The 24,834-nt window shown below is 62.9% G+C and carries 23 protein-coding genes and 1 pseudogene; 19 read left to right on the top strand and 5 right to left on the bottom strand.

Translation table 11 applies throughout. From position 1 onward, the window contains the following. Nucleotides 1-98: 98 nt before the first annotated feature. The gene (locus CDA09_RS13255) at nucleotides 99-1,118 is read right to left on the bottom strand and encodes a Fe(3+) ABC transporter substrate-binding protein (RefSeq protein WP_121429139.1); all 1,020 of its coding nucleotides are present in this window, start codon (nucleotides 1,116-1,118) and stop codon (nucleotides 99-101) included. A gap of 129 nt (nucleotides 1,119-1,247) precedes the next feature. On the opposite strand from CDA09_RS13255, the gene CDA09_RS13250 reads away from it, so the two are divergent. Further along, entirely contained in the window at nucleotides 1,248-1,577 is a 330-nt protein-coding gene (locus CDA09_RS13250; RefSeq protein WP_121429138.1) for a DUF2325 domain-containing protein, read from the top strand. Between the two features lie 45 nt (nucleotides 1,578-1,622). On the opposite strand, the gene CDA09_RS13245 is transcribed toward CDA09_RS13250, so the two are convergent. After that, nucleotides 1,623-2,516 carry an adenylate/guanylate cyclase domain-containing protein gene (locus CDA09_RS13245; protein ID WP_121429137.1) on the bottom strand — a complete coding sequence of 298 codons (894 nt, stop codon included), beginning with the start codon at nucleotides 2,514-2,516 and terminating at the stop codon, nucleotides 1,623-1,625. Nucleotides 2,517-2,830: 314 nt separating this feature from the next. Between CDA09_RS13245 and infA the strand changes: the two genes are divergently transcribed. After that, a complete protein-coding gene (infA, locus tag CDA09_RS13240) occupies nucleotides 2,831-3,100 on the top strand; it encodes a translation initiation factor IF-1 (RefSeq protein WP_121429136.1) in 270 nt (89 codons plus the stop codon). 154 nt (nucleotides 3,101-3,254) lie between these two features. Here infA and CDA09_RS13235 read toward each other — a convergent pair whose 3' ends face one another. Both CDA09_RS13235 and CDA09_RS13230 read right to left on the bottom strand, forming a co-directional pair. Beyond that, complete coding sequence (locus CDA09_RS13235; protein ID WP_121429135.1) at nucleotides 3,255-4,238, bottom strand: HpcH/HpaI aldolase/citrate lyase family protein; 984 nt, start codon at nucleotides 4,236-4,238, stop codon at nucleotides 3,255-3,257. Between the two features lie 108 nt (nucleotides 4,239-4,346). Beyond that, entirely contained in the window at nucleotides 4,347-5,336 is a 990-nt protein-coding gene (locus CDA09_RS13230; RefSeq protein WP_121429134.1) for a malate dehydrogenase, read from the bottom strand. Between the two features lie 219 nt (nucleotides 5,337-5,555). On the opposite strand from CDA09_RS13230, the gene CDA09_RS13225 reads away from it, so the two are divergent. From CDA09_RS13225 to moaE, 17 genes and pseudogenes are all read left to right on the top strand, one after another. After that, complete coding sequence (locus CDA09_RS13225) at nucleotides 5,556-6,284, top strand: GntR family transcriptional regulator (RefSeq protein ID WP_121429133.1); 729 nt, start codon at nucleotides 5,556-5,558, stop codon at nucleotides 6,282-6,284. Nucleotides 6,285-6,389: 105 nt separating this feature from the next. After that, on the top strand, nucleotides 6,390-6,779 hold the full coding sequence (sdhC, locus tag CDA09_RS13220) for a succinate dehydrogenase, cytochrome b556 subunit (RefSeq protein WP_121429132.1): 390 nt from the start codon (nucleotides 6,390-6,392) through the stop codon (nucleotides 6,777-6,779). After that, nucleotides 6,773-7,120 carry a succinate dehydrogenase, hydrophobic membrane anchor protein gene (gene sdhD / locus CDA09_RS13215; RefSeq protein ID WP_121429131.1) on the top strand — a complete coding sequence of 116 codons (348 nt, stop codon included), beginning with the start codon at nucleotides 6,773-6,775 and terminating at the stop codon, nucleotides 7,118-7,120. The genes sdhC and sdhD overlap by 7 nt, the downstream gene beginning before the upstream one ends. Nucleotides 7,121-7,122: 2 nt before the next feature. Further along, nucleotides 7,123-8,916: a succinate dehydrogenase flavoprotein subunit gene (gene sdhA / locus CDA09_RS13210; RefSeq protein WP_121429130.1), complete on the top strand. Its 1,794-nt coding sequence runs from the start codon at nucleotides 7,123-7,125 to the stop codon at nucleotides 8,914-8,916. Between the two features lie 19 nt (nucleotides 8,917-8,935). Then, a complete protein-coding gene (locus CDA09_RS13205; protein WP_121429129.1) occupies nucleotides 8,936-9,646 on the top strand; it encodes a succinate dehydrogenase iron-sulfur subunit in 711 nt (236 codons plus the stop codon). Continuing rightward, the gene (locus CDA09_RS13200) at nucleotides 9,643-9,879 is read left to right on the top strand and encodes an FAD assembly factor SdhE (RefSeq protein ID WP_121429128.1); all 237 of its coding nucleotides are present in this window, start codon (nucleotides 9,643-9,645) and stop codon (nucleotides 9,877-9,879) included. The genes CDA09_RS13205 and CDA09_RS13200 overlap by 4 nt, the downstream gene beginning before the upstream one ends. A gap of 62 nt (nucleotides 9,880-9,941) precedes the next feature. Then, complete coding sequence (gltA, locus tag CDA09_RS13195; protein ID WP_121429127.1) at nucleotides 9,942-11,237, top strand: citrate synthase; 1,296 nt, start codon at nucleotides 9,942-9,944, stop codon at nucleotides 11,235-11,237. Nucleotides 11,238-11,384: 147 nt separating this feature from the next. Next, the gene (locus CDA09_RS13190; protein ID WP_121429126.1) at nucleotides 11,385-14,231 is read left to right on the top strand and encodes a 2-oxoglutarate dehydrogenase E1 component; all 2,847 of its coding nucleotides are present in this window, start codon (nucleotides 11,385-11,387) and stop codon (nucleotides 14,229-14,231) included. A gap of 31 nt (nucleotides 14,232-14,262) precedes the next feature. Further along, nucleotides 14,263-15,447, top strand: a complete 1,185-nt coding sequence (gene odhB, locus CDA09_RS13185; protein WP_121429125.1) for a 2-oxoglutarate dehydrogenase complex dihydrolipoyllysine-residue succinyltransferase — start codon at nucleotides 14,263-14,265, stop codon at nucleotides 15,445-15,447. Between the two features lie 79 nt (nucleotides 15,448-15,526). Next, a complete protein-coding gene (lpdA, locus tag CDA09_RS13180) occupies nucleotides 15,527-16,957 on the top strand; it encodes a dihydrolipoyl dehydrogenase (protein ID WP_121429124.1) in 1,431 nt (476 codons plus the stop codon). A gap of 86 nt (nucleotides 16,958-17,043) precedes the next feature. Next, a pseudogene (gene zapE, locus CDA09_RS13175) lies at nucleotides 17,044-18,157 on the top strand (cell division protein ZapE). A gap of 36 nt (nucleotides 18,158-18,193) precedes the next feature. Beyond that, nucleotides 18,194-20,149, top strand: a complete 1,956-nt coding sequence (gene yoaA / locus CDA09_RS13170) for a DNA repair helicase YoaA (RefSeq protein WP_121429123.1) — start codon at nucleotides 18,194-18,196, stop codon at nucleotides 20,147-20,149. Between the two features lie 28 nt (nucleotides 20,150-20,177). Next, nucleotides 20,178-21,497 carry a hypothetical protein gene (locus tag CDA09_RS13165; RefSeq protein WP_121429122.1) on the top strand — a complete coding sequence of 440 codons (1,320 nt, stop codon included), beginning with the start codon at nucleotides 20,178-20,180 and terminating at the stop codon, nucleotides 21,495-21,497. Nucleotides 21,498-21,555: 58 nt separating this feature from the next. Beyond that, the gene (gene mobB / locus CDA09_RS13160; RefSeq protein WP_121429121.1) at nucleotides 21,556-22,071 is read left to right on the top strand and encodes a molybdopterin-guanine dinucleotide biosynthesis protein B; all 516 of its coding nucleotides are present in this window, start codon (nucleotides 21,556-21,558) and stop codon (nucleotides 22,069-22,071) included. Then, nucleotides 22,046-23,251 (top strand): molybdopterin molybdotransferase MoeA, encoded by a 1,206-nt coding sequence (locus CDA09_RS13155; RefSeq protein WP_121429120.1) that lies wholly within the window; start codon nucleotides 22,046-22,048, stop codon nucleotides 23,249-23,251. Before mobB ends, CDA09_RS13155 begins: the two co-directional genes overlap by 26 nt. Before the next feature lie 4 nt (nucleotides 23,252-23,255). Beyond that, nucleotides 23,256-23,510 carry a molybdopterin converting factor subunit 1 gene (moaD, locus tag CDA09_RS13150; protein WP_121429119.1) on the top strand — a complete coding sequence of 85 codons (255 nt, stop codon included), beginning with the start codon at nucleotides 23,256-23,258 and terminating at the stop codon, nucleotides 23,508-23,510. A gap of 3 nt (nucleotides 23,511-23,513) precedes the next feature. Next, nucleotides 23,514-23,966, top strand: a complete 453-nt coding sequence (gene moaE / locus CDA09_RS13145) for a molybdopterin synthase catalytic subunit MoaE (RefSeq protein ID WP_121429118.1) — start codon at nucleotides 23,514-23,516, stop codon at nucleotides 23,964-23,966. 76 nt (nucleotides 23,967-24,042) lie between these two features. On the opposite strand, the gene CDA09_RS13140 is transcribed toward moaE, so the two are convergent. After that, nucleotides 24,043-24,549 carry a phasin family protein gene (locus CDA09_RS13140; RefSeq protein ID WP_121429117.1) on the bottom strand — a complete coding sequence of 169 codons (507 nt, stop codon included), beginning with the start codon at nucleotides 24,547-24,549 and terminating at the stop codon, nucleotides 24,043-24,045. Nucleotides 24,550-24,834 lie beyond the last annotated feature (285 nt).

The raw sequence follows: 24,834 nt of genomic DNA, 5'->3' as shown, positions 1-24,834 counted from the left end.
CGAAGTCACCGGAAGGCGTTTTGCTTTTGTGCGTTCGCCCGCAGACGGGCGATCTCTGCGAGAAGCTCGTTCACGAGCCCCTCGCAGATTCCGGCCGATCAGCGGAATCCCGCGCGGTCGTAAATCTTCTGCGCTTCTGCCGCGGTGCTTGCGAGTTCACCGACGGGCAGGGCGTCGGCCTTGAATTTGCCCAAGGTGTCGAGCGCCGGATTGCTGACCTTGACGCTTCCGACGACGGGCCATTCGTTGTTCCCGTTGGCGAAATAGGCCTGCGCTTCGTCAGAGGCGAGGTACTCGAGGAATTTCACCGCGGCGCCCTTGTTCGGCGCATTCTTCAGCATCCCTGCACCCGAAACGTTGATGTGCGTCCCCCAGCTCTTCTGGTTGGGCCAAACCGTTCCGACTTTCGCCATCACGGCCTTGTCCTCGGCCTTGTCCGAATTCATCAGACGGGCGAGGTAATAGGTATTGGCGATCGTGACGCCGCATTCGCCGGCAGCCACTGCCTTGATCTGGTCCGTGTCGCCGCCCTTGGGCGCTCGTGCGAAGTTGGCAACGAGGTTCTTCGCCCAAGTCTCGGTCGCTTCGGCGCCGTTGTGTTTGATGAGCGCTGCGCCCAGCGAGATGTTGTAGGGATGGCTACCCGAGCGGGAGCACACCTTTCCCTTGAGCGCCGGACCGGCAAGACTTTCGTAGGTTTGCACGTCCTCCGCCTTGACCGATTCCTTGTTGTACACGATCACTCGGGCGCGCGTCGAATACGCGTACCAGTTGTTGGCACGCAGATGCGCCGGGATGCGCTCTTCCAGGATCCTGGATTTTACTGGCGCAAAGATGCCCAACTCGTCGGCCTTCGCCAGACGCGAGGCGTCGACCGTGATGAACACGTCCGCGGGGCTGTTCGCACCTTCGTTGCGGATGCGCTCCAGGAGTTCATCTTCCTTCGCCTCGATACGATTGATCTTGATGCCCGTCTGTTTCGTGAAGTTCGAGTATAGGGCCTCGTCAGTCTGGTAGTGACGCGCGGAATACAGGTTCAGTTCGTTGTCCGCAGCGAAGGCCTGGACGGTCACGGTGCCGAAACCGAGAAGGGCGGCGGCGAGGAGAGTCTTCTTCATGTGATTCCCTTGCGTGGTCGTGGACTAATAATGGCACAATACTAACGAGAACAATTCCTACTTGCAATTAATTCCCATTGGGTTCAGTATGGATGAGAACTCTTCTCAATACTGATTTTAGGGGATGGCATGGACGCGCTAATCGTCGGAGCTGATCGTCTCGGGAACATTCCGAACGTCCTTTCGGAATTTGGCATTCGCATCGCCGCGCACGTCAGCGGTCGTGAAACCGCCCATCAGCGGCGAAATGCATCATTGCCGGCAGGGATCGGCATGGTGATTCTGTTTACCGACTTCCTGGGGCATAACGTGATGCAGCGTTTTCGGGAAGCTGCCAGCAGGGAGGGCGCGTCGGTCGTGTGTTGCCGGCGATCCGTATGTGCCTTGCAGCAGGCGCTGGGCAAACGCGTTGATCGGAGCAACTGCGCGAACTGCTCGCGCGAATGCGCGAAGCATTGAAATCCGCCGGAAACGTGATCGACAGGCTGCAGGCGGTCGGACTCGTTACAGGCAGATGAATTCGATGATGTCTTGGCTGTCGGCGGCTGAACGGCCGAGCGCCAGGCGGCCACGTTTTCTGAGGACGACTTCCTCATGCGACAGGACGAATTCGCGTTCACCGTCGATGGCGACGAAAGTCCCGTTGCTGCTGCGGTCGACCAGCACGAACTTGTCGCCACGCAACTCGATGTGCGCGTGTTCACGGGATGCACGGGTATCCGTCACGCGAATATCGGACGAGGTGGCGCGGCCGAGGCGGGCGCTCGGCGTTTGCGCATTCAGGGTCAGCGAGCGGCTTGCAGAGGTCAGTCGAAGTTCCGGAGCATTGTCCGCGTCCAGGTTGACCGTTTGCACGACCGTCAGATCGCCGACTGATTCGCACACCAGTTCGAACGGGGCGGTGAGTCGCGACACGCCGCGCAAGCTTCGGCTTTGAAGCGGGTGCAGCAGGCTGCGCCATTCCGGCTGGAGTTCCTGCACGCTCTGCTCCGAGGCAATGGCGCGCCCGGGGGTTGCCAGTTCGAGCAGCCGCGCGGCAACGTTTACGGTGTCGCCGAAGATGTCCTCATCGCTGACGATGACCGTGCCGGTGTGGAAGGCCATGCGGGCCGCCATTTTCTGCCCGGATACGCGAGGCAGGTCCTGAACCACGTTATGAATCCGTATCGCGGCCTCGGGAGCACCATTCGGGTCGGAAAAAACCGCCAGCAGGCCGTCACCCGTATTCTTGATGACCCGGCCCCCACAGGCCTGGACCTCCTGGCGCATTCCCTGCAGGCATTGTTCGACAAGGCGATACGCAACGGCGTCCCCCGCCCGTTCGTATAGACGGGTGCTGCCGGCCAAGTCGGCGAAGAACACCGTGCAGGCGTCGGGGACGGATTCGAGGACACTCATTTTTTCATTATAGGGAAACCCGGCGGGCGGGAGGCATATTCGCATGTGGGCGCTTCGGGATTTGGGCCGGGTAGTGCCTTCCGGAACAGGTACAATGTAAAATCCGGTCTCATGGCCGGGTAGCCATTCCGGCCGGTTCTCTGCCGGTTGTCCCGGTCATCCCTGACGTCTCAGCCGAGACGCCATCGCCCGTCAGGATTGGTCCGGTTTGCTCCGGTCGTCGTCGTGGCGTGGTCCCTATCCTTGGTGCAGCCTTGCCGATGGAGCCTCCATGAGGGCGACGCGCGGACATTGCTCGTTTTGAAGGAGTTGAAATGGCGAAGGAAGAACTGTTGGAAATGGAGGGCGTCGTGAATGAAGTGCTTCCCGATACGCGCTTCAGGGTAACGCTGGAAAACGGAGTCGAGGTTCAGGCTTACGCGTCGGGCAAGATGCGCAAACACCGCATTCGCATCCTTGCGGGCGACCGGGTGAGCGTGGAGCTCTCTCCTTACGACCTCACGAAGGCTCGCATCAGCTTTCGCCACAAGGAAGAGCGTCCCGATGCCTCCACGTCGGCCCATCAGCACCAGCGCCGGCGTTGATGCGTCATTGCGCATCGCGCTTGCTCACGGGCCGCGCAGGAAGGCGCGGGTGCGCCGTAGCGCTCCCCCGCAGGTCCTTCGTCAGAATTCCGCCCACCGCATTCGGGGCTCCGTAGACGTATCTGCGCACCTGCAAATACAGCCCAGCCGCGCTTCAGCGAAAGAAGCGCCGTTCCGCCTCGTCGCCGATCGCCATGCCCGTCGCCTTGGCGCGTGACAGCAGCTCCCAGTAGTACCGGTAAGACGCCCGATCGTGGAGCTTGCCGTGGTGCTGCGTGGGTCCCCAGCCAACGGCCTGCGCGTTGACAAGAATTTCCACGGCAGCTTCCACCTCGGAGAAATCCGGGCGCATCGCCTCCACGATGGGGCGAATCTGGTTGGGGTGGATGCTCCACATGCGCAAGTAGCCGAATTCGCGGCGGGCGCGTTCGGCGTCGCTGCGGATGAATGCGACGTCCTTGAGTTCGGTCGTGACGTTGTGGGACGGCACAACGCCGTTGCCCAGCGCCGCCGCGGCAATCTCCGCCTTGGCGCGAACGATCAGGGGATGCGTGAACTGTCCCGGGCTCGTCATCGCGCTTCCGGGAATGGCTCCGTGGTGCCCTGAAACAAAATCCATCAGGCCGAAATCGAGGGATTCGACGCTCTCCAGCGCTGCGATCTCCCACGCCTCGCGAAGCGCTCCATGCGTTTCGATCAACACGTGCACGGGGATTTGCGTTGCAAGCCCGTGGGCCTGCTCGACGGCCCGCAGCGCGTCGATCTGTGCGGCGGCATCCGCTGCCGTACGCACTTTCGGCAGGGTCACGAAGGCAAGCCGGCGTCCGGCGTTTCCGACGAGGATTTCGAGATCCTTGCGCCAATGGGGGTGCGTGATGTCGTGGATGCGGGCTCCGACGCGCCCGAAATGATTGTCGGCAGAGAGGATGATCTCCGACGCCATGGCCGCATGCTCCGCTTCAGCGCCGGCATGGGCGCCGTCTTCGCAGTCGCAGGTGAGATCGAAGATGGGCCCGAGCTCCTGCTGAAGCTGGAGCGCTTTCCGCATCAATTTCTCCGAGCCGGCGTAGTGATCCACGGCGGGCAGGACCGGAAACGGCTTTTCGCCGGCAAAAAGAACTTCGGCAGGATGTTTCATTCGGTTATCCACGGTGCTTCCTGATGGACTGATTTTGCGGAAATTCACGGGCAAAAAAAAGCCGCGGCGTTTCGCCGCGGCTCTCGGGTGCGGTGTTGCGGCAACCGATTATTTCAGCATGTCGGCAACTGCGGCACGCTCGTCCTCGAGCTCGGCGAGGGTCTTGTTGATCTTCTCGCGCGAATACTCGTCGATTTCGAGACCCTGGATGATCTTGAACTGCCCGTTCTTGCATTCGCAGGGGAAGCCGAAGACGACATCCTTGGGAATGCCGTAGGAGCCGTCCGACGGGACGCCCATGGTCACCCAGTCGTCCGAACCGAGCGCCCAGTCGTGCATGTGGTCGATCGCCGCGTTCGCGGCGGAAGCGGCCGACGAAAGACCGCGCGCATCGATGATGGCCGCGCCGCGCTTGCCGACGGTCGGCAGGAACACGTCGTTGTTCCAGGCGTGGTCGTTGACGAGCGCCTTCACCGAGTCGTCGTTCGAGGTGCAGAAGCGGTAGTCGGCGTACATCGAGGGCGAGTGGTTACCCCACACAACCATCTTCTTGAGGCTCGAGACCGAACGGCCGGTCCTGGCAGCGAGCTGCGACAGGGCGCGGTTATGGTCCAGGCGCAGCATGCCGTGGTAGTTGTTCGGGTTGGTGCGGCCGACCTTCTTCGCGGCGGCAGCGGCGATGTAGGCGTTGGTGTTGCAAGGGTTACCGACGACCAGAACCTTGACGCCCTCCTTGGCGTTCTCGGCGATGGCCTTGCCCTGCACCGTGAAGATCGCGCCGTTGGCCTGCAGCAGGTCAGCACGCTCCATGCCGGGGCCGCGCGGGCGGGCACCGACGAGCAGGCAGTAGTCGGCGTCCTTGAATGCGACGTTGGGATCGTCGGTGGCGACCATGCCGGCGAGCAGCGGGAAGGCGCAGTCTTCCAGCTCCATCATCACGCCCTTGACCGCCTTCTGTGCTTGCGGCAGATCGAGCAATTGCAGGATCACGGGCTGATCTTTGCCCAGCATTTCGCCGCTGGCGATGCGGAACAGCAGACTGTAACCGATCTGGCCTGCGGCGCCGGTGACGGCGACACGGACGGGGGCTTTGCTCATCTGAGTACTCCCTCTAAAGCGAATTGAAGACGGTATTGATTGTAGATCGTGCGCCCGCGACTGCAGCTCGGGCGTTCGAATCTGGGTAGCCGGAAACCGGATTCCGGGGCGAAAGGATGGTAGAAGCAAGTCGGTTGTGTGTCAATGAATGTCACTTGTCTTATATAAGACATTAGACCGATAATGGACGCTGGAAAATTTTTATGATGAAATGCGCCCATGGCACAGGAATCCCCAACCTTCAGTCCGCTGTATCGGCAGATCAAGAGCCTGATTCTTCAGGCGCTTGAATCGGGTGAATGGCGCCCCGGTCAGGTGATTCCGAGCGAACAGGAGCTCGCATCGAGGTTCAGCGTCTCGCAAGGCACCGTCCGCAAGGCGATCGACGAGATGGCTGCCGAGAATCTTCTCGTGCGCAAGCAGGGGAAGGGGACGTTCGTCGCGTCCCACAACGATCCGCGTGCCTTGTTTCGTTTTCTGCGTCTCGTTCCGATGGATGGTGACCTTGCCCATCCGCAAAGCGTGCCGATGGACTGCTGGCGCGCCCGGGCTGGCCAGGAGGCGTCGCGCATGCTTGGCATCGAGCAGGGCGAGCCGATCATCATCGTGCGGCGCGTGCTCAAATTTGCACAGAAACCCGTCGTGATCGATGAAATCTACTTGCCCGGCGAAATATTCCAGGGATTGACGCTGGAAGTGCTGCAGAGCTGGAACGGTTCGCTCTACAGCCTGTTCGAAGCTCGCTTTGGCCTGCGCATGATCCGGGCTCAGGAACGGATACGGGCAGTGGGTGCCGATCGATCGACGGCCGAGGCCTTGCGGGTGGCCGAGGGAACGCCGCTCTTGTCCGTGGAGCGCGTTACGTACACGTACGGGGACAGGCCGGTGGAGTGGAGGCGAGGGTTGTATTCCACGGCGGAGCATTTCTATCTGAACGAGCTGAACTGATCGGCGAGCCGGCGGATGTAAGGGTTTCCGCGTATATAATTCTCGCGCTTTACAAGTTGGGAGAACCGCGGCGGGCAACCGTCGCTCATCTAGGGGTAAAACAATATGTCAGAAGCCATAGCGCGCAAGCAGCGGCCCAAATTCCTGGCGCTGCACGAAATCCGGCTCCCGCTGCCGGGTATCGTTTCCATTCTCCATCGGGTCAGCGGGGTGGGGCTGTTCCTGATGTTGCCGTTCCTGCTGTACCTGCTGGATCGCAGCCTTGGATCGGCGGAGTCGTTTGCGGCGTACAAGGGTGTTGTCGGTAATCCTCTCGTCAAGCTTCTCTTGCTGGGGCTCCTGTGGGCCTACATGCATCACTTCTGCGCCGGCATCCGTTTCCTTCTGCTCGATCTTCACAAGGGCATCGACCTCCAGTCGGCCCGTAACAGCTCGCGCATCGTGCTGGGAGTCAGCATTGCGCTGACCGTGATCATTGGGGTGAAGCTATGGTAAAGCGTATCGTCGTGGGCGCTCATTATGGTCTGCGCGATTGGATCGCGCAGCGTGCGACGGCTCTGTTCATGGTGATTTTCACCATCCTGTTTGCCGCGGCTGCCCTGGGTCTGCCGGAAATGACCTATCAGACGTGGTCCGGCCTGTTCCGCAACGGTCTCGTCCGCTTCTTCGCCTTCCTCTTCTTCCTGGCGCTCTTCTATCACGCCTGGATCGGGGTGCGTGACATCTTCATGGATTACATCAAGCCGGTCGGTGTCCGCCTGGCGCTGCATCTTGTAACGATCTTCGTGCTCGTCGGCTACGCCGGCTGGGCTGCCCAGATTCTTTGGAGGCTGTGAGCGTGACTGTCGCTAAGCGTACTTTTGACGCAGTTATCGTTGGCGCCGGCGGTGCCGGCCTGCGTGCGGCCCTGCAACTTTCCGAAGCCGGCCTGAAGACGGCCGTGCTGACCAAGGTCTTCCCGACCCGTTCGCACACCGTGGCAGCCCAGGGTGGCGTCGCGGCGTCGCTCGGGAACTCCACCGAGGACAACTGGCACTGGCACATGTACGACACCGTCAAGGGGTCGGACTGGCTGGGCGACCAGGATGCCATCGAATTCATGTGCCGCAAGGCGAACGAGGTTGTCGTCGAGCTCGAGCATTACGGCATGCCGTTCGACCGCACCGACAACGGCAAGATCTATCAGCGTCCGTTCGGCGGCCACTCGCAGAACTACGGCAAGTCGCCGGTTTCGCGCTCCTGTGCCGCGGCCGACCGCACGGGCCACGCGATGCTGCATGCGCTGTATCAGCGCAACGTCCGCGCCAATACGCAGTTCTTCGTGGAGTGGATGGCGCTCGACCTGATCCGCAACGCGGACGGCGACGTCCTGGGCGTGACCGCGCTGGAAATGGAAACGGGCGAAGTCTCGATCTTCCATGCCAAGGCGACGATCTTCGCGACCGGTGGTGCGGGCCGCATCTTCCACAGCTCGACGAACGCGTTCATCAATACCGGCGACGGTCTGGGGATGGCGGCGCGCGCCGGCGTTCCGCTCGAGGACATGGAATTCTGGCAATTCCACCCGACCGGTGTGTTCGGCGCGGGAGTGCTGATCACCGAAGGCGTGCGCGGTGAAGGCGGAATCCTGCGCAACGGGTCCGGCGAGCGCTTCATGGAGCGTTATGCGCCGAACCTGAAGGACCTCGCGTCGCGCGACGTCGTTTCGCGTTCGATGGTCACCGAGATCAACGAGGGCCGCGGCTGCGGACCCGACAAGGATCACGTGCTGCTGGACATCACGCACCTGTCGCCCGAAACGATCATGAAGCGCCTGCCCGGCATTCGCGAAATCTCGATCCAGTTTGCCGGCGTGGACCCGATCAAGGCGCCCATCCCGGTCGTGCCGACGGCGCATTACCAGATGGGTGGCATCCCGACCAACTACAAGGGCCAGGTCGTCGCGCCGAAGAACGGCAACCCGAACGCCCCGGTCACCGGCTTCTACGCGGCGGGCGAATGTGCCTGCGCATCGGTGCACGGCGCCAACCGTCTCGGCACCAACTCGCTGCTCGACCTGCTGGTGTTCGGTAAATCGGCCGGCGAGTCGGTCGTCGAGGATCTGAGCAGTGGCAACCTCAGCCTCAAGCCGCTGCCGGCCGACGCCGCCGATGTCTCGCTCGCGCGTCTGGCGCGCCTCGAGGGGCAGACCAATGGCGAAAGCGTGTTCGATGTGGGCCTCGAAATGCGTCGCACGATGCAGAAGCACGCGGGCGTGTTCCGTTTCGACAAGCTGCTGAAGGAAGGCGCCGCCGCCATCCTCGACGTGGCCGAACGCTCGAAGCGCACCGAGATCAAGGACAAGTCGAAGGTCTGGAATACTGCACGCACCGAAGCGCTCGAACTCGACAACCTGATCGAAGTCGCGAAGGCGACCATGGTGTCGGCCGAGGCGCGGAAGGAATCCCGCGGCGCCCACGTGCGCGACGACGCCCCGGATACGGCGGAATTCCCCAACGGCCGCAATGACAATGAATGGCTCAAGCACACCTTGTGGTTCAGAGACGGAAACCGGCTCGAATACAAGCCGGTGACGATGCAGCCGTTGTCGCAGGATGTGGACCCGATTGCGCTCGCAAAGCGCACCTATTGAGCGCGGGAGAAATATTGAAATGAGCAAGCGCACCATTCAATTGAAGATGTACCGCTACGATCCGGACAAGGACGACAAGCCGTACATGCAGGACTACACTCTCGAACTGGAGCCGTCGGACAAGAAGCTGCTCGACGCGTTGGTTCGCCTGAAGTCGAAGGACGATTCGCTGTCCTTCCGCCGTTCCTGCCGCGAAGGCGTTTGCGGTTCCGACGCAATGAACGTCAACGGCAAGAACCGTCTCGCGTGCCTCACCGACATCGACAGCCTGCCGCAGCCCATCGTGCTGCGCCCCCTGCCCGGGCTGCCCGTGATCCGCGACCTGATCGTGGACATGACCCAGTTCTTCAAGCAATACCACTCGATCAAGCCGTACCTGATCAACGACACGCCGGCACCCGAGCGCGAGCGCCTGCAATCGCCTGAAGACCGCGAGGAACTCAACGGCCTGTACGAGTGCATCCTGTGCGCGTGCTGCTCGACGTCCTGCCCGTCGTTCTGGTGGAACCCGGACAAGTTCGTCGGGCCGGCGGGGCTGCTCGCGGCGTACCGTTTCCTCGCCGACACGCGCGACGAGGCGACCAGCGAACGCCTCGACAACCTCGAGGATCCGTATCGCTTGTTCCGCTGCCACACCATCATGAACTGTGTCGATGTGTGTCCGAAGAGTCTGAATCCGACGCGCGCGATCGGCAAGATCAAGGACATGATGGTCAGCCGCGCAGTATGAGCATCAACCGGGGACGCGTGCGCTGGCAATGCCGTCGGGCTCTTCTGGAGCTCGACCTTGTCTTCGCACGTTTTCTGGAAAGGGACTTTGACCGCCTCACGGACGGTCAATTGGCGGACCTCGAGGATTTGCTGCGCTGCGAGGACCATGAGCTGTGGGCCATGGTCAATGGCAGCAATCCGTGCGAGGTCGATCGCTGGAAAGAGATGATCGGCCTGCTGAGTCAGGGTTGACTCGGCAGGGCGGTCATTACAGGGAGCAAGTAGTTAATACGGGCACGCATAAGGGACGACCTATGAGCACTGAACGCACCGCATCGCTTACCGTCGATGGCAAGACCGTCGAATTCCCGGTGATGACCGGCACCCATGGCAATGATGTCATCGACATCCGCACGCTGGGCGCCAAAACCGGTCTCTTCACCTATGACTCCGGGTTTCTTTCGACCGCGAGCTGCAAGTCTACGATTACCTTCATCGACGGTGACAAGGGCGAGCTGCTGTATCGCGGTTATCCCATCGAGCAACTGGCCGAGAAGTGCAACTTCCTGGAAGTCGCCTATCTCCTGAAGAATGGCGACCTGCCGAACGCCACGCAGAAGACCGAGTTCGAGACGACGATCAAGAACCACACGATGCTGCACGACCAGATGACGAAGTTCTACACGGGCTTCCGTCGCGATGCGCATCCGATGGCGGTCATGGTCGGCGTCGTGGGCGCGCTGTCGGCGTTCTACCACGACGCGCTGGATTTCTCGGATGCAGCGCACCGCAACATCTCGATCAACCGGCTGATCGCGAAGCTGCCGACGATCGTGGCGATGGCCTACAAGTACAACATGGGCCAGCCGTTCATGTATCCGCGCAACGATCTCGACTACACGGCGAACTTCATGCACATGATGTTCGGCACGCCGTGCGAGAAGTACGAGCCGAACCCGGTCCTGGTGCGTGCGCTCGACGTCATCTTCACGCTCCACGCCGATCACGAGCAGAACGCCTCGACCTCGACGGTCCGCCTCGCGGGTTCCTCGGGCGCCAACCCGTTCGCGTGCATCTCGGCGGGCATCGCCTGCCTGTGGGGCCCGGCGCACGGTGGTGCGAACGAAGCCTGCCTGAACATGCTGGAGGAAATCGGCGACGTGTCGCGCGTCGGCGAGTACATCAAGCGTGCCAAGGACAAGAATGACAGCTTCAAGCTGATGGGCTTCGGCCACCGCGTGTACAAGAACTTCGACCCGCGTGCGAAGCTCATGGGCAAGGTCTGCGCCGATGTGCTCGGGGAACTGGGCCTCGAGAACGACCGCCTGTTCAAGCTGGCGAAGGAACTCGAGAAGATCGCGCTCGAAGACGAGTATTTCGTCGAGAAGAAGCTGTATCCGAACGTCGACTTCTACTCGGGTATCGTGCAGAAGGCCCTCGGCATCCCGACGTCGATGTTCACCTGCATTTTCGCGCTTGCCCGCACGGTCGGCTGGATCACCCAGTGGGAAGAAATGATCACCGATCCGGAATACAAGATCGGGCGTCCGCGCCAGCTGTATATCGGCGCGGCGCGCCGTAATGTGCCGGAACTGGCTCAGCGTCCGTAAGAGATGCTGACCAGGGGCGGGAGAGAATCCCGGCTGTGAGCTCCGCGGGATGGTCGTTCGACGCGGCCATCCCGTTTTTGTTCGGAGACGCCGGGCTTTAGCGTCGAATAGCCCAAGCAGAGCAACAAGACTACAGGTGGCATCACAATGACGACTCAGAAAAAGGCGACTTCTCATTTGTTCGGCAGCAATGCGCCGTTCATCGAGGAGCTCTATGAGAATTACCTTTCGGATCCCGCGTCGGTGTCCGAATCGTGGCGTGAATACTTTGACAATCTGCAGGCGCAGAGCGGTGCCGCACTGCGCGACGTGGCGCATGGCCCGGTGATCGCGGCCTTCGCGGAAATGGCCAAACGCGGCCCGGTGCGCTCCGTGAAGCCGGAAGGCGACGACCGGCGCCAGGTCAGCACGCTGCAACTGATCAACGCTTACCGCTTCCTTGGCAACCGCTGGGCGAACCTCGATCCGCTGCGCCGGACCGAGCGCCCGCATATCGCCGAGCTTGAACCGTCCTATTACGGATTTACCGAAGCTGACCTCTCGCGCAGCTTCAACACCGGCTCCTTCCACGGTTTCTCGACCGATCACGCGACCCTGCGCGAGATCCTCGAGGCCGTGCGCCAGACCTATTGCGGCGCGGTCGGCTCGGAGTACATGTACATCTCCGAGATCGCGCAGAAGCGCTGGATCCAGGCCCGTCTCGAAAGCGTGCGTGCGACGCCGCGTTACGACGTGGCGAAGAAGAAGCGCATTCTTGAGCGCGTCACCGCCGCTGAAACGCTCGAGCGCTACCTGCACACGAAGTATGTCGGCCAGAAGCGCTTCTCGCTCGAGGGGGGCGAATCGGCGATCGTCGCGATGGACGAGCTGATCAACGTCGCCGGCGGGCTCGGTGCGCAGGAAGTCGTCATCGGCATGGCGCACCGCGGCCGTCTCAACGTGCTCGTGAATACGCTGGGCAAGTCGCCGTCGATGCTGTTCTCGGAGTTCGAAGGCAAGGCTGCTGCCGATCTGACCGCCGGCGACGTCAAGTATCACATGGGTTTCTCCAGCGACGTCATGACCCAGGGCGGGCCGATGCACCTGGCGCTGGCGTTCAATCCGTCCCACCTCGAGATCATCAACCCGGTGGTCGAAGGTTCGGTGTATGCCCGCCAGGTCCGGCGCAGCGACGAAAGCAAGAGCCAGGTCATCCCCGTGCTCATCCACGGTGACGCGGCGGTCGCCGGCCAGGGCGTGAACCAGGAGATGCTGAACTTCTCCCAGACGCGCGGCTACGGAACGGGCGGCACGATCCACATCGTCATCAACAACCAGATCGGCTTCACGACCTCCGATCCGCGTGACTACCGCAGCTCGCTGTATTGCACCGACCTCTTCAAGATGGTCGAAGCGCCGATTTTCCATGTGAACGGCGATGATCCCGAAGCTGTCGCGTTCGTGACGAAACTCGCGGTCGAATTCCGCCAGGAATTCAAGAAGGATGTCGTCATCGACATCATCTGCTTCCGCAAGCTCGGCCACAACGAGCAGGACGAGCCGATGGTGACGCAGCCGCTGATGTATCGGACCATCCACAAGCACCCGGGCACGCGCAAGCTTTACGCGGATCGCCTGGTCACCGAAGGCACCTGCAAGACCGACGAACCCGATCGCATCATCGCCGAGTACCGCGAGCACCTGGATCGCGGCGAGCTGCTGTCGAACCCGGTATTGCCGGGACATAACCGCCAGTTCTCGGTGGACTGGACGCCGTTCCTGAAGAAGCCGTATACCGACGCAGCCGTCACGGCCATCCCGGTGCCTGAAGTCAAGCGCCTGGGTGAGCGCCTGTCGACGATTCCGTCGACCTTTGCGCTGCATTCGCGGGTCAAGAAGATCATCGACGACCGCGCCGCGATGGCGCGCGGCGAACTGCCGCTCGACTGGGGCATGGGCGAGAACCTCGCCTACGCCAGCCTGCTTGCGCAGGGCTATCGCGTTCGGCTCTCCGGCGAGGACGTGGGGCGCGGCACCTTCTTCCATCGCCATGCCGTTCTGCATGATCAGAAGCGCGAGCGTTGGGACGAGGGCATCTACAAGCCGCTCGACCATATCCAGGAAGGCCAGGCTGGCTTCCAGAGCTTCGATTCCGTGTTGTCGGAAGAGGCGGTGCTGGCGTTCGAGTACGGATATTCGACCACCGAACCGAACGAGCTCGTCGTATGGGAAGCTCAATTCGGCGATTTCGTGAACGGCGCTCAGGTCGTCATCGACCAGTTCATCAGCTCCGGCGAGGCGAAGTGGGGCCGTCTGAGCGGACTCGTGATGATGCTGCCGCACGGCTACGAGGGCCAGGGACCGGAGCACTCGTCGTGCCGTCCGGAGCGTTTCATGAGCCTCGCAGCGGAAAACAACTGGCAGATGTGCGTGCCGACCACGCCGGCGCAGATCTTCCACCTGTTGCGTCGCCAGATGGTGCGCAAGTTGCGCAAGCCGCTGATCATCGTCACGCCGAAGTCGCTGCTGCGTCACAAGGAAGCGGTCTCGACGATCGACGAACTGGCGAACGGCAGCTTCCAGACCGTGATCCCGGAGGTCGAGAAACTCGATCCGAAGAAGGTCAAGCGCGTCGTGCTGTGCCAGGGCAAGATCTATTACGAACTGCTCGCGCATCGTCGCGAGAACAAGATCACCGATACGGCGCTCGTCCGCATCGAACAGATCTACCCGTTCCCGACGGAAGCCTTCGCCGCGGCGATCAACCAGTTCCCGAACGCCAAGGAAGTAGTGTGGTGCCAGGAAGAGCCGCGCAACCAGGGTGCATGGTACTGGCTCGCCTCGCGCCAGCACCTCGTGAACGTGCTCGGCAAGCGCCGCCTGCTGCTTGTCAGCCGTCCTGCCTCGGCATCGCCCGCGGTCGGCTACTACGCGAAGCACAACGCGCAGCAGAAGGCCGTCATCGAGAATGCCTTCGGTCCGATTCAGGACACGACGCAGCAATCGCCTAACTAACTAATAAATATAGCAATCGGGAGTTCCTTACATGCTGATCGAAGTAAAAGTGCCGCAACTGTCGGAATCCGTCTCCGAAGCCACGCTGGTGTCGTGGCACAAGAAGGAAGGGGACGCCGTCGCGCGCGACGAGAACCTGATCGACATCGAAACCGACAAGGTCGTGCTCGAGATCCCGGCCCCCGCCGACGGCGTCCTCGTGAAGATCATCAAGGCAAACGGCGACAACGTGAACTCGGGCGAGCTGATCGCTCAGATCGACACCGAAGCGAAGGCTGCGGCAGGTGCTGCAGCGGCGCCCGCTCCGGCAGCGGCACCCGCCGCTGCAGCGCCCGCGGCGGCAGCCGGTACGGCCAGCCCCGCAGCGCGCAAGATCCTCGAAGAGAAGGGCATTATTGCTGGGGATGTGGCGGGCACCGGCCGTGGTGGCCGCGTGACCAAGGAAGACGCGGTTGCTGCCCAGGTGCGCCCGGCGGCAGTCGCTGCTGCGCCCGCGCCGCTTGCCTTGACGGGCGAGCGTCCGGAAGAGCGCGTCCCGATGACCCGTCTGCGCGCCCGCATCGCCGAGCGCCTGATCCAGTCGAAGAACGAGAACGCCATCCTGACCACGTTCAACGAAGTGAACATGGCGCCGGTGATGGCCCTGCGCAAGCAGTACGGCGACAAGTTCGAGAAGGCACATGGCGTGCGCCTGGGCTTCATGGGCTTTTTCGTCAAGGCTGCCGTTGCCGCGCTGAAGAAGTTCCCGATCCTGAACGCGTCGGTCGATGGCAGCGACATCGTCTACCACGGCTACGTGGATATCGGTATCGCCGTCGGTTCGCCGCGCGGCCTGGTCGTGCCGATCCTGCGCGACGCGGATCAGATGTCGATCGCCGACATCGAGAAGAAGATCGCCGAGTACGGTCAGAAGGCCAAGGACGGCAAACTGACGCTGGAGGAGCTTTCGGGTGGCACCTTCTCGATCTCCAACGGTGGCGTGTTCGGTTCCATGCTGTCGACGCCGATCATCAACCCGCCGCAGTCCGCCATCCTTGGCATCCACGCGACGAAGGACCGTCCGGTGGTCGAGAACGGGCAGATCGTGATCCGTCCGATCAACTACCTGGCCATGTCGTACGACCATCGCATCATCGACGGCCGCGAAGCCGTGCTCGGCCTCGTGACGATGAAGGAAGCGCTGGAAGATCCGGCCCGCCTGATCCTCGACGTGTAATTCACGCACACGTGACGCCGCGCCGGGACGCAAGCGCCCGGCGCGGCGTCACGTTTTTCCTTTTTCGGAGTCAAGAATAATGGCTGACAAGCAATTCGACGTACTCGTCATTGGCGGTGGCCCGGGCGGATACGTGGCGGCAATCCGTGCTGCTCAACTCGGTTTCAAGACGGCATGCGCCGAATCCAACCCGTATGCCGATCCGAAGGGCGAGCCCCGGCTCGGCGGAACCTGCCTCAACGTGGGCTGCATTCCGTCCAAGGCGCTGCTTCACACCTCGCATCTGTTCGAGGAGGCGGAGCATTCCTTCGAAGGGCAGGGCATCAAGCTCGGTGGCAAGGCGAGCATCGACGTGCCGACGATGATCGCCCGCAAGGACAAGGTGGTCGACCAGCTCACCACGGGGATCAAGGGCCTGTTCAAGAAGAACAAGGTGACCTTCCTCGCCGGGCACGGCAGCTTCGAGAGCGCGGGTGCGGGGGGTTATGTCGTCAAGGTCGGCAACGAGACGATCGAGGCGAAGCACGTCATCATCGCGACCGGCTCGAAGCCGCGTCACCTGTCCGGCATCCCGGTCGATAACAAGATCGTTTGCGACAACGTCGGTGCGCTGGATTTCGACTCGGTGCCGAAGAAGCTGGGCGTGATTGGCGCCGGCGTGATCGGTCTGGAGATGGGTTCGGTGTGGCGCCGCCTGGGCGCGGAAGTGACCGTGCTCGAAGCGCTGCCGGACTTCATGTCCTTCGCAGATGTCGATGTCGCCAAGGAGGCGCTGAAGGTCTTCAAGAAGCAGGGGCTCGCGATCGAGACCGGCGTGACCATCGGCGAGACGAAGGTGACGAAGAAGGGCGTGTCGCTCGCCTATACGGACAAGGACGGCAAGGAAGCAAAGCTCGAATGCGATCGGCTGATCGTGTCGGTCGGCCGCGTGCCGAATACCGAGGGCCTGAATGCCGCGGCGATCGGCCTCAACGTCAATGAGCGTGGCCAGATCGCGGTCGATGGACACTGCAAGACCAACCTGCCGAACGTGTTCGCGGTCGGCGACGTCGTGCGTGGCCCGATGCTCGCGCACAAGGCGATGGAAGAGGGCGTGATGGTCGCCGAGATCATCGCGGGACAGGCCGGCCACTGCAACATGGACACCGTCCCGGGCGTCATCTACACCTCGCCCGAGATCGCGTGGGTCGGCAAGACCGAGCAGCAGCTCAAGGCCGAGGGGGTGGCTTATCGGGCGGGCAAGATCCCGTTCATGGCGAACGGCCGCGCGCTCGGTTCCGGCGATCCGACCGGCTTCGTCAAGATGCTGGCCGACGCCAGCACCGACCGCATCCTCGGCGTGCATATCATCGGTGCCAATGCTTCCGAGCTGATTTCCGAGGCGGTGGTGGCGATGGAATTCGGTGGCGCTTCCGAGGATCTGGCGCGGATCTGCCACGCCCACCCGACGCTGTCGGAGGTGGTGCATGAGGCGGCTCTCGCGGTGGACAAGCGCCCGCTGCACTTCTGATCGGTCGCTGGTCCGGGGAGGGGTGGTGCGGGATAATCCCGGGCCACCCCTCGTTTCTTTATCGATTCTCGCTTCACACAGTTTCCATGCCCCACCGTGTCCTGAACGTCCCGCAGCACGGCATGCTCGACGCCTACGAGGCGCAGCTGAAGTCGCGCGGCTACAAGTCCGATCCCGAGCAGCGTGCGGCTGCGCAGCGGCTCCAGCAGATGTACACCGAACTCGTCGGGTTCAAGGCGGCGCGGCGGGGAACCCTCAGGAAGATGTTCGCGCGTCCGCGCATGCCGCGCAGCGTGTATTTCTGGGGGGGGGGTAGGCCGCGGGAAGAGTTTCCTGATGGATTGCTTCTTCGACGCCGTGCCCTACCAGCGCAAGCGTCGCGTGCACTTTCATGCTTTCATGCAGGAGGTGCAGAACGACCTCAAGAACTTCAACAACGAACCCGATCCCCTGCAGCGTGTCGCGGACCGGGTCGCGCGGCAGACACGGCTGCTGTGCTTCGACGAGTTCCACGTGTCGGACATCGCCGATGCGATGATCCTGGGCCGGCTTCTCGATGCCTTGTTTGCACGGGGAGTCATCTTCGTGATGACCTCGAACTATCCGCCCGAGGGGCTATACCCGAACGGTCTGCAGCGGATCAATTTCCTGCCGGCGATCGAGATGATCAAGCGCCGCTTCGACGTCATCGAAGTGGATCACGGGACCGACTATCGATTGCGGACACTCGAGCGGATCGAGATCTACCTGGTGCCCTCCAACAAGGAGTCGGACCGGAAGATGCGGGGGGACTTTCGTCGTCTCTCGGGCGCCGAGGCAACAGCCGGAGAAATCGACCTGTTGGAGCGCAAGATGCCGGTGCTGGCACATGGCCCCGGCGTGATCTGGTTCGACTTCGCGACGCTGTGCGGCGGCCCCCGATCACAAAACGATTATCTCGAGATTGCTCGCGAACATCACACGCTCCTGTTGTCGGGCGTGCCGTGCATGAACGTTGGCAATGCGTCGGAAGCGAGGCGCTTTACCTGGCTGGTCGACGTATTGTATGACTACAGGGTGAAGCTGATCATGAGTGCGGCGGTCGAAGCGCCCGAACTCTACACCGAGGGGCACAACGCGCATGAGTTCGTCCGTACCGTGAGCCGGCTGATCGAGATGCGCAGCCGTGAATATCTCGCGCAGGGGCACCGTGTCGACTGAGAGGCGCACCCGCTTCGACAGGTCCGTGGATTACCGATGACCGATCTGGAAACCGTCTTCTCGCCGGACGGGCCGCTTGCTGCGGCAGTGCCTTCGTTTCGTCCGCGTCCGCAGCAGTTCGAGATGGCACGTCATATCGCCGATGCCCTCAGGGATAATCGTGTACTGGTTGCCGAAGCCGGAACGGGCACCGGAAAGACGTTCGCCTATCTCGTTCCGGCGTTGTTGTCGGGCGGAAAGATCATCCTGTCCACTGGCACGAAGACGCTCCAGGATCAGCTTTTCAATCGCGACCTTCCGACCATTCGCGCGACGCTCAAGGTGCCGGTCACGATCGCCCTCCTGAAGGGGCGCGCGAATTATGTGTGTCCGTACCATCTCGAGCGGAACGCGCGCGACGGGCGCTTCGCCACCGCCCAGGACGCGGCAGACTTGCGCTCGATCGTGCGGTTCGCCCAGATCACGCAAAGCGGGGACAAGGCCGAGTGTTCCGAAGTGCGCGAAGATTCACCCGCCTGGATTGCCGCCACTTCGACGCGGGACAACTGCCTGGGGCAGGAGTGTCCGAACGTCAAGGAATGTTTCGTGCTGGCAGCGCGGCGCGCGGCGATGGACGCGGAGGTCGTCGTCGTCAATCATCACCTCTTCTTCGCCGACGTGATGCTGCGCGACGAAGGAATGGGTGAGCTGCTGCCGTCGTGCAACGCGGTCATTTTCGACGAGGCTCATCAGCTTCCGGAAACCGCGAGCCTGTTCTTCGGTGAGAGCGTGTCGACGGCTCAGGTCCTGGAGCTCGCACGCGACACGCGCTCCGAGACCCTGGCCGGTGCGCGTGACTGTCGCGCGCTCATCGATGCGACGCGCGCGCTTGAGAAGGCTGCGCGTGATCTTCGGCTCGCATTCGGTGCGGATCCGGCCCGCCTTTCCGCGGCGCAGGTCGCGGCCTTGCCGGAGTTCGACAAAAGCCTCGATGCCCTTTGCAAGGAACTCGACGCCTTTTCGGCCGTGCTGGAAACGCAGGCCGAGCGTAGCGAAGGACTCGCGAACTGCCTGCGTCGCGCGGCCGAAGTGGGGGAACGGCTGGTCCGATGGCGTTCGCCGGAGGTGGGCGAGTTCATCCGCTGGGTCGAGGTGTTCAGCCAGTCTGCCGCGCTCAATGCCACGCCGCTTCACGTGTCCGGAGTCTTTCGCCGCCAGCTGGAGAGCCACCCGCGGGCGTGGATCTTCACCTCCGCGACGCTGGCTGTAGGACAGAGCTTCAGCCATTACTGCAACGAGATGGGTTTGAGCTGGATCGACCCCCCACCCGTGACTGCCGTATGGGGAAGCCCGTTCGACTACGAACGGCAGGCCTTGCTGTATGCGCCGGCGGGGATGCCCGACCCGAACCACCCCGAATACGCGGAGGCCGTTTCCCGGATCGCCTTGCCGCTGATCCGCGCGGCGCGCGGGCGCACCTTCGTCCTCTGTACCTCCCTGCGTGCGATGAAGCGTATTCACGGCCTGATCGCCGATGGGCTCGAACGCGCCGGCGAAAAGCTGCCCCTGCTGCTGCAGGGCGAAGGTTCGCGGACCGAACTGCTCGATCGCTTTCGACGCCTCGGCAATGCGGTGCTTGTCGCGAGCCAGAGTTTCTGGGAAGGGGTGGACGTGCCCGGAGATGCCTTGTCGGTCGTCGTGATCGACAAGCTGCCGTTTGCCCCGCCCGACGATCCGGTCCTCGCCGCTCGCGTCGAACACCTGCAGAAGAGCGGCCACAACCCCTTCATGCATTATCAACTGCCTCGTGCGGTCATCAACATGAAGCAGGGGGCCGGGCGACTGATTCGCAGCGAGCGTGATCGCGGCGTGCTGTGCATCTGCGATCCCCGCATGATCGAGAAGCAATACGGGAAGGTCGTGTGGCGCAGCCTGCCACCGATGCGACGCACGCGTGCCGAAGCGGACGCCGTCGCATTCCTTGAACAACTCCCGCCGCCTGCCGGTGCTTGAGCGGGCGTTCGACAGATCCGGGGGCTGCATGACCGCATTACCTACAGTTGAAAGCGATCCCCTCATCCGGGCCATTGCGGGCGGGGATCATCGGGACATCGCCGAACGCATGAACCGCGGCTGCCAGTGCGTTTCACTCGACCACGGTCGCCTGAAGGCCGAACTCGAGCGCGATCCGCGTGACGGCGCCTTGCTGGCGACCATCAATGCGACGCGCCCCCACCTGTTCGCCGATTCGGTTGCCTTCGTCGCGGCCAGCCATCTGGAGGCGGCGGCCGGGATCGTGGCGGCGGTGGAGCGGGTGGTGAAGCTGCGGGCGTGGCAATCGGCCGTACTCGAACACGCTCCCGCGAGCGCCGCGATCGATTGCGCGGCGTCCGGCGTATTTCTCGGCTTCGATTTTCACCTCGGTCCCGAGGGGCCGAAGCTCATCGAGATCAATACCAACGCCGGCGGCGGGCTGCTGAACGTGGCCCTCGCGCGTGCGCAGAGAGCCTGTTGCGCGGAGGTGGCGCCACTGGCGGTAGCGACCGCCGCAGGGGATCCCGAGAACGCGTTCATGGACATGTTCCGCGCCGAGTGGCGCGCCATGCGCGGCGACGCTCCGCTGCGGACGGTCGCGATCGTCGATCGCGAACCGCAGAACCAGTACCTCCTGCCGGAGTTCCTGCTGTTCCAGCGGATGTTCGAGCGCCATGGCCTGACCGCGTGGATCTGCGATCCCGAAGCCCTGCGCTTCGTCGACGGTCGGCTGCTGCTCGAGGAGCACGAAGTCGATCTGGTCTACAACCGGCTGACGGATTTCAGTCTGGGCGAACCGGCTTCGGCTGCGCTGGCCAAGGCATGGCATGCGCAGGCGGCCGTGATCACCCCGCATCCCCGCGCACATGCGCTCTACGCGGACAAGGGGAACCTCTCCTTGCTGTGCGACGATGGCTTCCTGCAATCGATCGGCGCTGATTTGCCCACCCGGACCGTCCTCGCGAACGGCATTCCCCATACGGTGCGCGTGCGTCCGGAAGATGCCGAAGCCCTGTGGAAGAATCGCCGCGAGCTTTTCTTCAAGCCTGCGACCGGCTTCGGGAGCAGGGCAGCGTACCGCGGGGACAAGCTCACCAAGAGCGTGTTCGAGAACATCCTTGCGGGCGATTACATCGCGCAGCAGCTCGTCCCCCCGAGCGCGCGGCGCCTGTCCGTCGGCGGGGTGGTGACGGATCTCAAGATGGACCTGCGCGTCTATGCGTACCGGGGCGCGATTCAGCTCGCGGCGGCACGGCTGTATCGTGGCCAGACGACCAATTTCCGCACCCCCGGCGGCGGGTTCGCCACCGTCGTTGCGTTGCCGTGAGCGCAGAGGTAATCCCTGAGGTATGCTTTGAATCCGTGAAAACATTGGCGCCAACACGATGATCGTATTCGGTATCGCCGGTTGGTCCGGCTCAGGCAAGACCACGCTGATCGAGAAACTGATCCCGGAATTTTCAGCCCGCGGGCTTTCGGTGTCCGTCATCAAGCACGCTCATCACGGGTTCGATCTCGACAAGCCCGGGAAGGACTCGTATCGCCATCGGGAAGCGGGGGCGAGCCAGGTGCTGATGCTCTCCAACGACCGCTGGGTGCTGATGCATGAGCTGAGAGGCTCGCCCGAACCGACGCTCGACGATCAGCTGCGGGTGCTGTCGCCGTGCGATGTCGTGCTGATCGAAGGTTTCAAGGCTGCCGCAGTCCCCAAGATCGAGGTCCATCGGCCGACGCATGGCAAGCCGCCGCTCTGGATTGAAAACCCCCACGTGGTGGCAGTCGCGTCGGACGCGCAACTGGAATGCCCCGTGCCCCGCCTGTCACTCAACGATGCATCCGAAATCGTCCGGTTCATTCTCGAATACGCTGCCCGCCATGAATCCAAACATGCTGTCGTTTGACGAAGCGCTCGCCACGCTGCTGGCGAAAGCCCGCCCGCTCCGCGAAATCGAGATGGCGGACACGCTCGTCGCGCACGGGCGCGTCATGGCCTCGGACGTGCGCTCGCCGATCGCCGTCCCCGCGCTGGACACCTCGATGATGGACGGCTACGCGGTACGCGTGGGCGATGTCGCGGAGAGTGGAACGCGCCTGCCGGTGTCGCAGCGTATTCCCGCCGGAAGCGTGGGAATGGCCCTTGAACCGGGAACGGCGGCGCGCATCTTTACCGGAGCGCCCCTGCCGCCCGGCGCCGACGCGGTCGTGATGCAGGAGCTGTGCGAGCATGCCGGCGACGAAGTGGCGATCAACCACCTTCCCCGTGCCGGCGAAGCGGTGCGGCTTGCCGGCAGCGAGATTGCGGCCGGCGATGTCGTCCTGCCTGCCGGCGCTCGCGTTCGGGCCCAGGAGATCGGCCTGGCGGCCTCGGTCGGCATCGCGCAGGTTCCCGTCGTGCGCAGGATGCGTGTCGCGCTGTTTTCCACCGGCGACGAACTCGTGATGCCCGGCGAGCCGCTCCCGCCAGGCGGCGTCTATAACTCGAACCGGTTTCAGTTGCGCGTGCTTCTCGAGCAGTTGGGTTGCACGGTGACCGACTTCGGTATCGTCCCCGACCGCCTGGAGGCTACGCGTTCGGTGTTGCGCGAAGCCGCGGAAGGGCATGACCTGATTCTGACCAGCGGCGGCGTGTCGGTGGGCGAAGAGGATCATGTCAAGCCGGCGGTTCAGGCCGAGGGTTCGCTTGATCTATGGAAGATCGCGATGAAGCCGGGCAAACCGCTTGCCTACGGGCAGGTCGGCGCCGCGGCGTTCATCGGCCTGCCCGGCAATCCGGTGTCGAGTTTCGTGACCTTCCTGCTCATGGTCCGGCCGTTCATCCTGGCGACACAGGGCGCCACCGCGGTGACGCCGAAGGCCTTGATGCTGCAGGCGGATTTCGACTGGCCCAGACCGGATCGCCGCCGCGAATTCCTGCGAGCCCGCGTCAACGATGCCGGCGCGGTCGAGCTATACGGCAATCAGGGCGCCGCCGCCTTGTCGTCCATCGTGTGGGCGGAGGGGCTGGCCGATGTGCCGGCCGAGACGCCCATCCATAGGGGGCAAACGATACGTTTCCTGCCCTATGGCCAACTCCTGTACTGACACCATGACCGTCAAGATCCTGTATTTCGCGTCATTGAAGGAAACGCTCGGCTGCGCCGGCGAGGATTTCGTGCTGCCGTCCGGCGTGTCGACGATCGGCGAACTGCGGACCTTTCTCGCCGGACGCGGTGAGCCCTGGAACGCGCTGGGGGAGGGGCGGAACATCCGGGCGGCGCGAAACCAGCGGATGGCGGCTCCCGCCGATCCGGTGCTTCCCGGAGATGAAGTCGCGTTCTTCCCCCCCGTGACGGGAGGTTGAGTCATGTCGGTCAGCGTGCAGCGGGAAGACTTCGATGCGGGTGCCGAGATCGCGGCCCTGTCTGCGGGACGCAACGAGGTTGGCGCGGTCGCCAGCTTTGTCGGGCTAGTGCGCGACGTGAGCCACGGCGCGCACGTCGGTGCGATGACGCTCGAACACTATCCGGGAATGACCGAGCGATCGCTCGAAGAAATCGTCGATCAGGCCCGGGCACGCTGGACGCTGTACGCGGTGCGGGTCATACACCGCTTCGGCCGGCTGGAGCCGGGCGAACAGATCGTGTTTGTCGGCGTTGCCGGTGCGCACCGCGGCGAATCCTTTGCCGCGTGCGAATTCATCATGGACTATTTGAAGACGCAGGCGCCGTTCTGGAAACTCGAGGAAACCCCCGACGGGGCACGCTGGGTTGACGCGCGGGAGAGCGACGACTCGGCAGCCGCACGCTGGGAACAGTAGGGCCCGGACTGCGCGCCTGACCTGCCAAAAAGAAACGGCGCCCGCGGGCGCCGTTTCTTCTGGTCGGGGAACCCGCTTACTTCTTGCCCTTGCCGGTCTGCTGCGTGAACAGCTGGAACGCTTCGGTCGATGCGCGGGTCATCTGTTCGAACGCGGCGCGGGTGGTGTCCATTGCGTTCTGGATCGCGGACATGGCGTTCTGGTCAGTGATGGGCATGCCCGAGAACATCTTCTGCATCGATTCGAAAACGTCCTTGCTGCCGGTGGACAACTGTTCGCCAACGAGCTTGCCGACTTCGGCCTGCGTGCGGCTCGCCAGTTCGGCCATTTCACGGGCACAGGCGAGCATCTTCTCGGTCGCGCTCTGGGTGTAGTGCGAACGCAGTTCCAGGACTTCCTTGGGGTCCTTCGCGGAGGAGAGCGCCTTGGCGTTCTGCACGCCTTCTTCGAAGAGGCTCTTCGCGGTCGCGACCTGAAGCTCCATGATGCGTTGGGAGTTCTCGATCGACATCTGCGCCAAGCGCATCGCCGCTTCAAAGTTCTTCTTCTGGATTTCGTTGAACTGTTCCTGCTTGATCGCCATGTTCTTCCTCCACGAGCGCTGAAAATTTTTTGCGACGTTGGCTACTGGACACGCCTGCTGATTCCTTCAACATAGCATGCCGATTCGACATCGGCAGGCCTGCGGAAAGTTATCCGTCCTATTTGAACACGCTTGCTGCAACGCAGCAAGCGCACGCGTGCAGAATTCGGTCGCAGCCCGTTATCGAACTGCCCATAATGGGCCGGTGGCTGCGCGCGAAGGTTGAATTGGAATGGGGCGACCCCATATCACAGCCAACCCCATACCGGAACGAGGACAGCGGAA

The organism is Azoarcus sp. DN11, assembly GCF_003628555.1.
Classification (GTDB): domain Bacteria; phylum Pseudomonadota; class Gammaproteobacteria; order Burkholderiales; family Rhodocyclaceae; genus Aromatoleum.
This window is presented reverse-complemented; position numbering and strand designations above follow the sequence as displayed.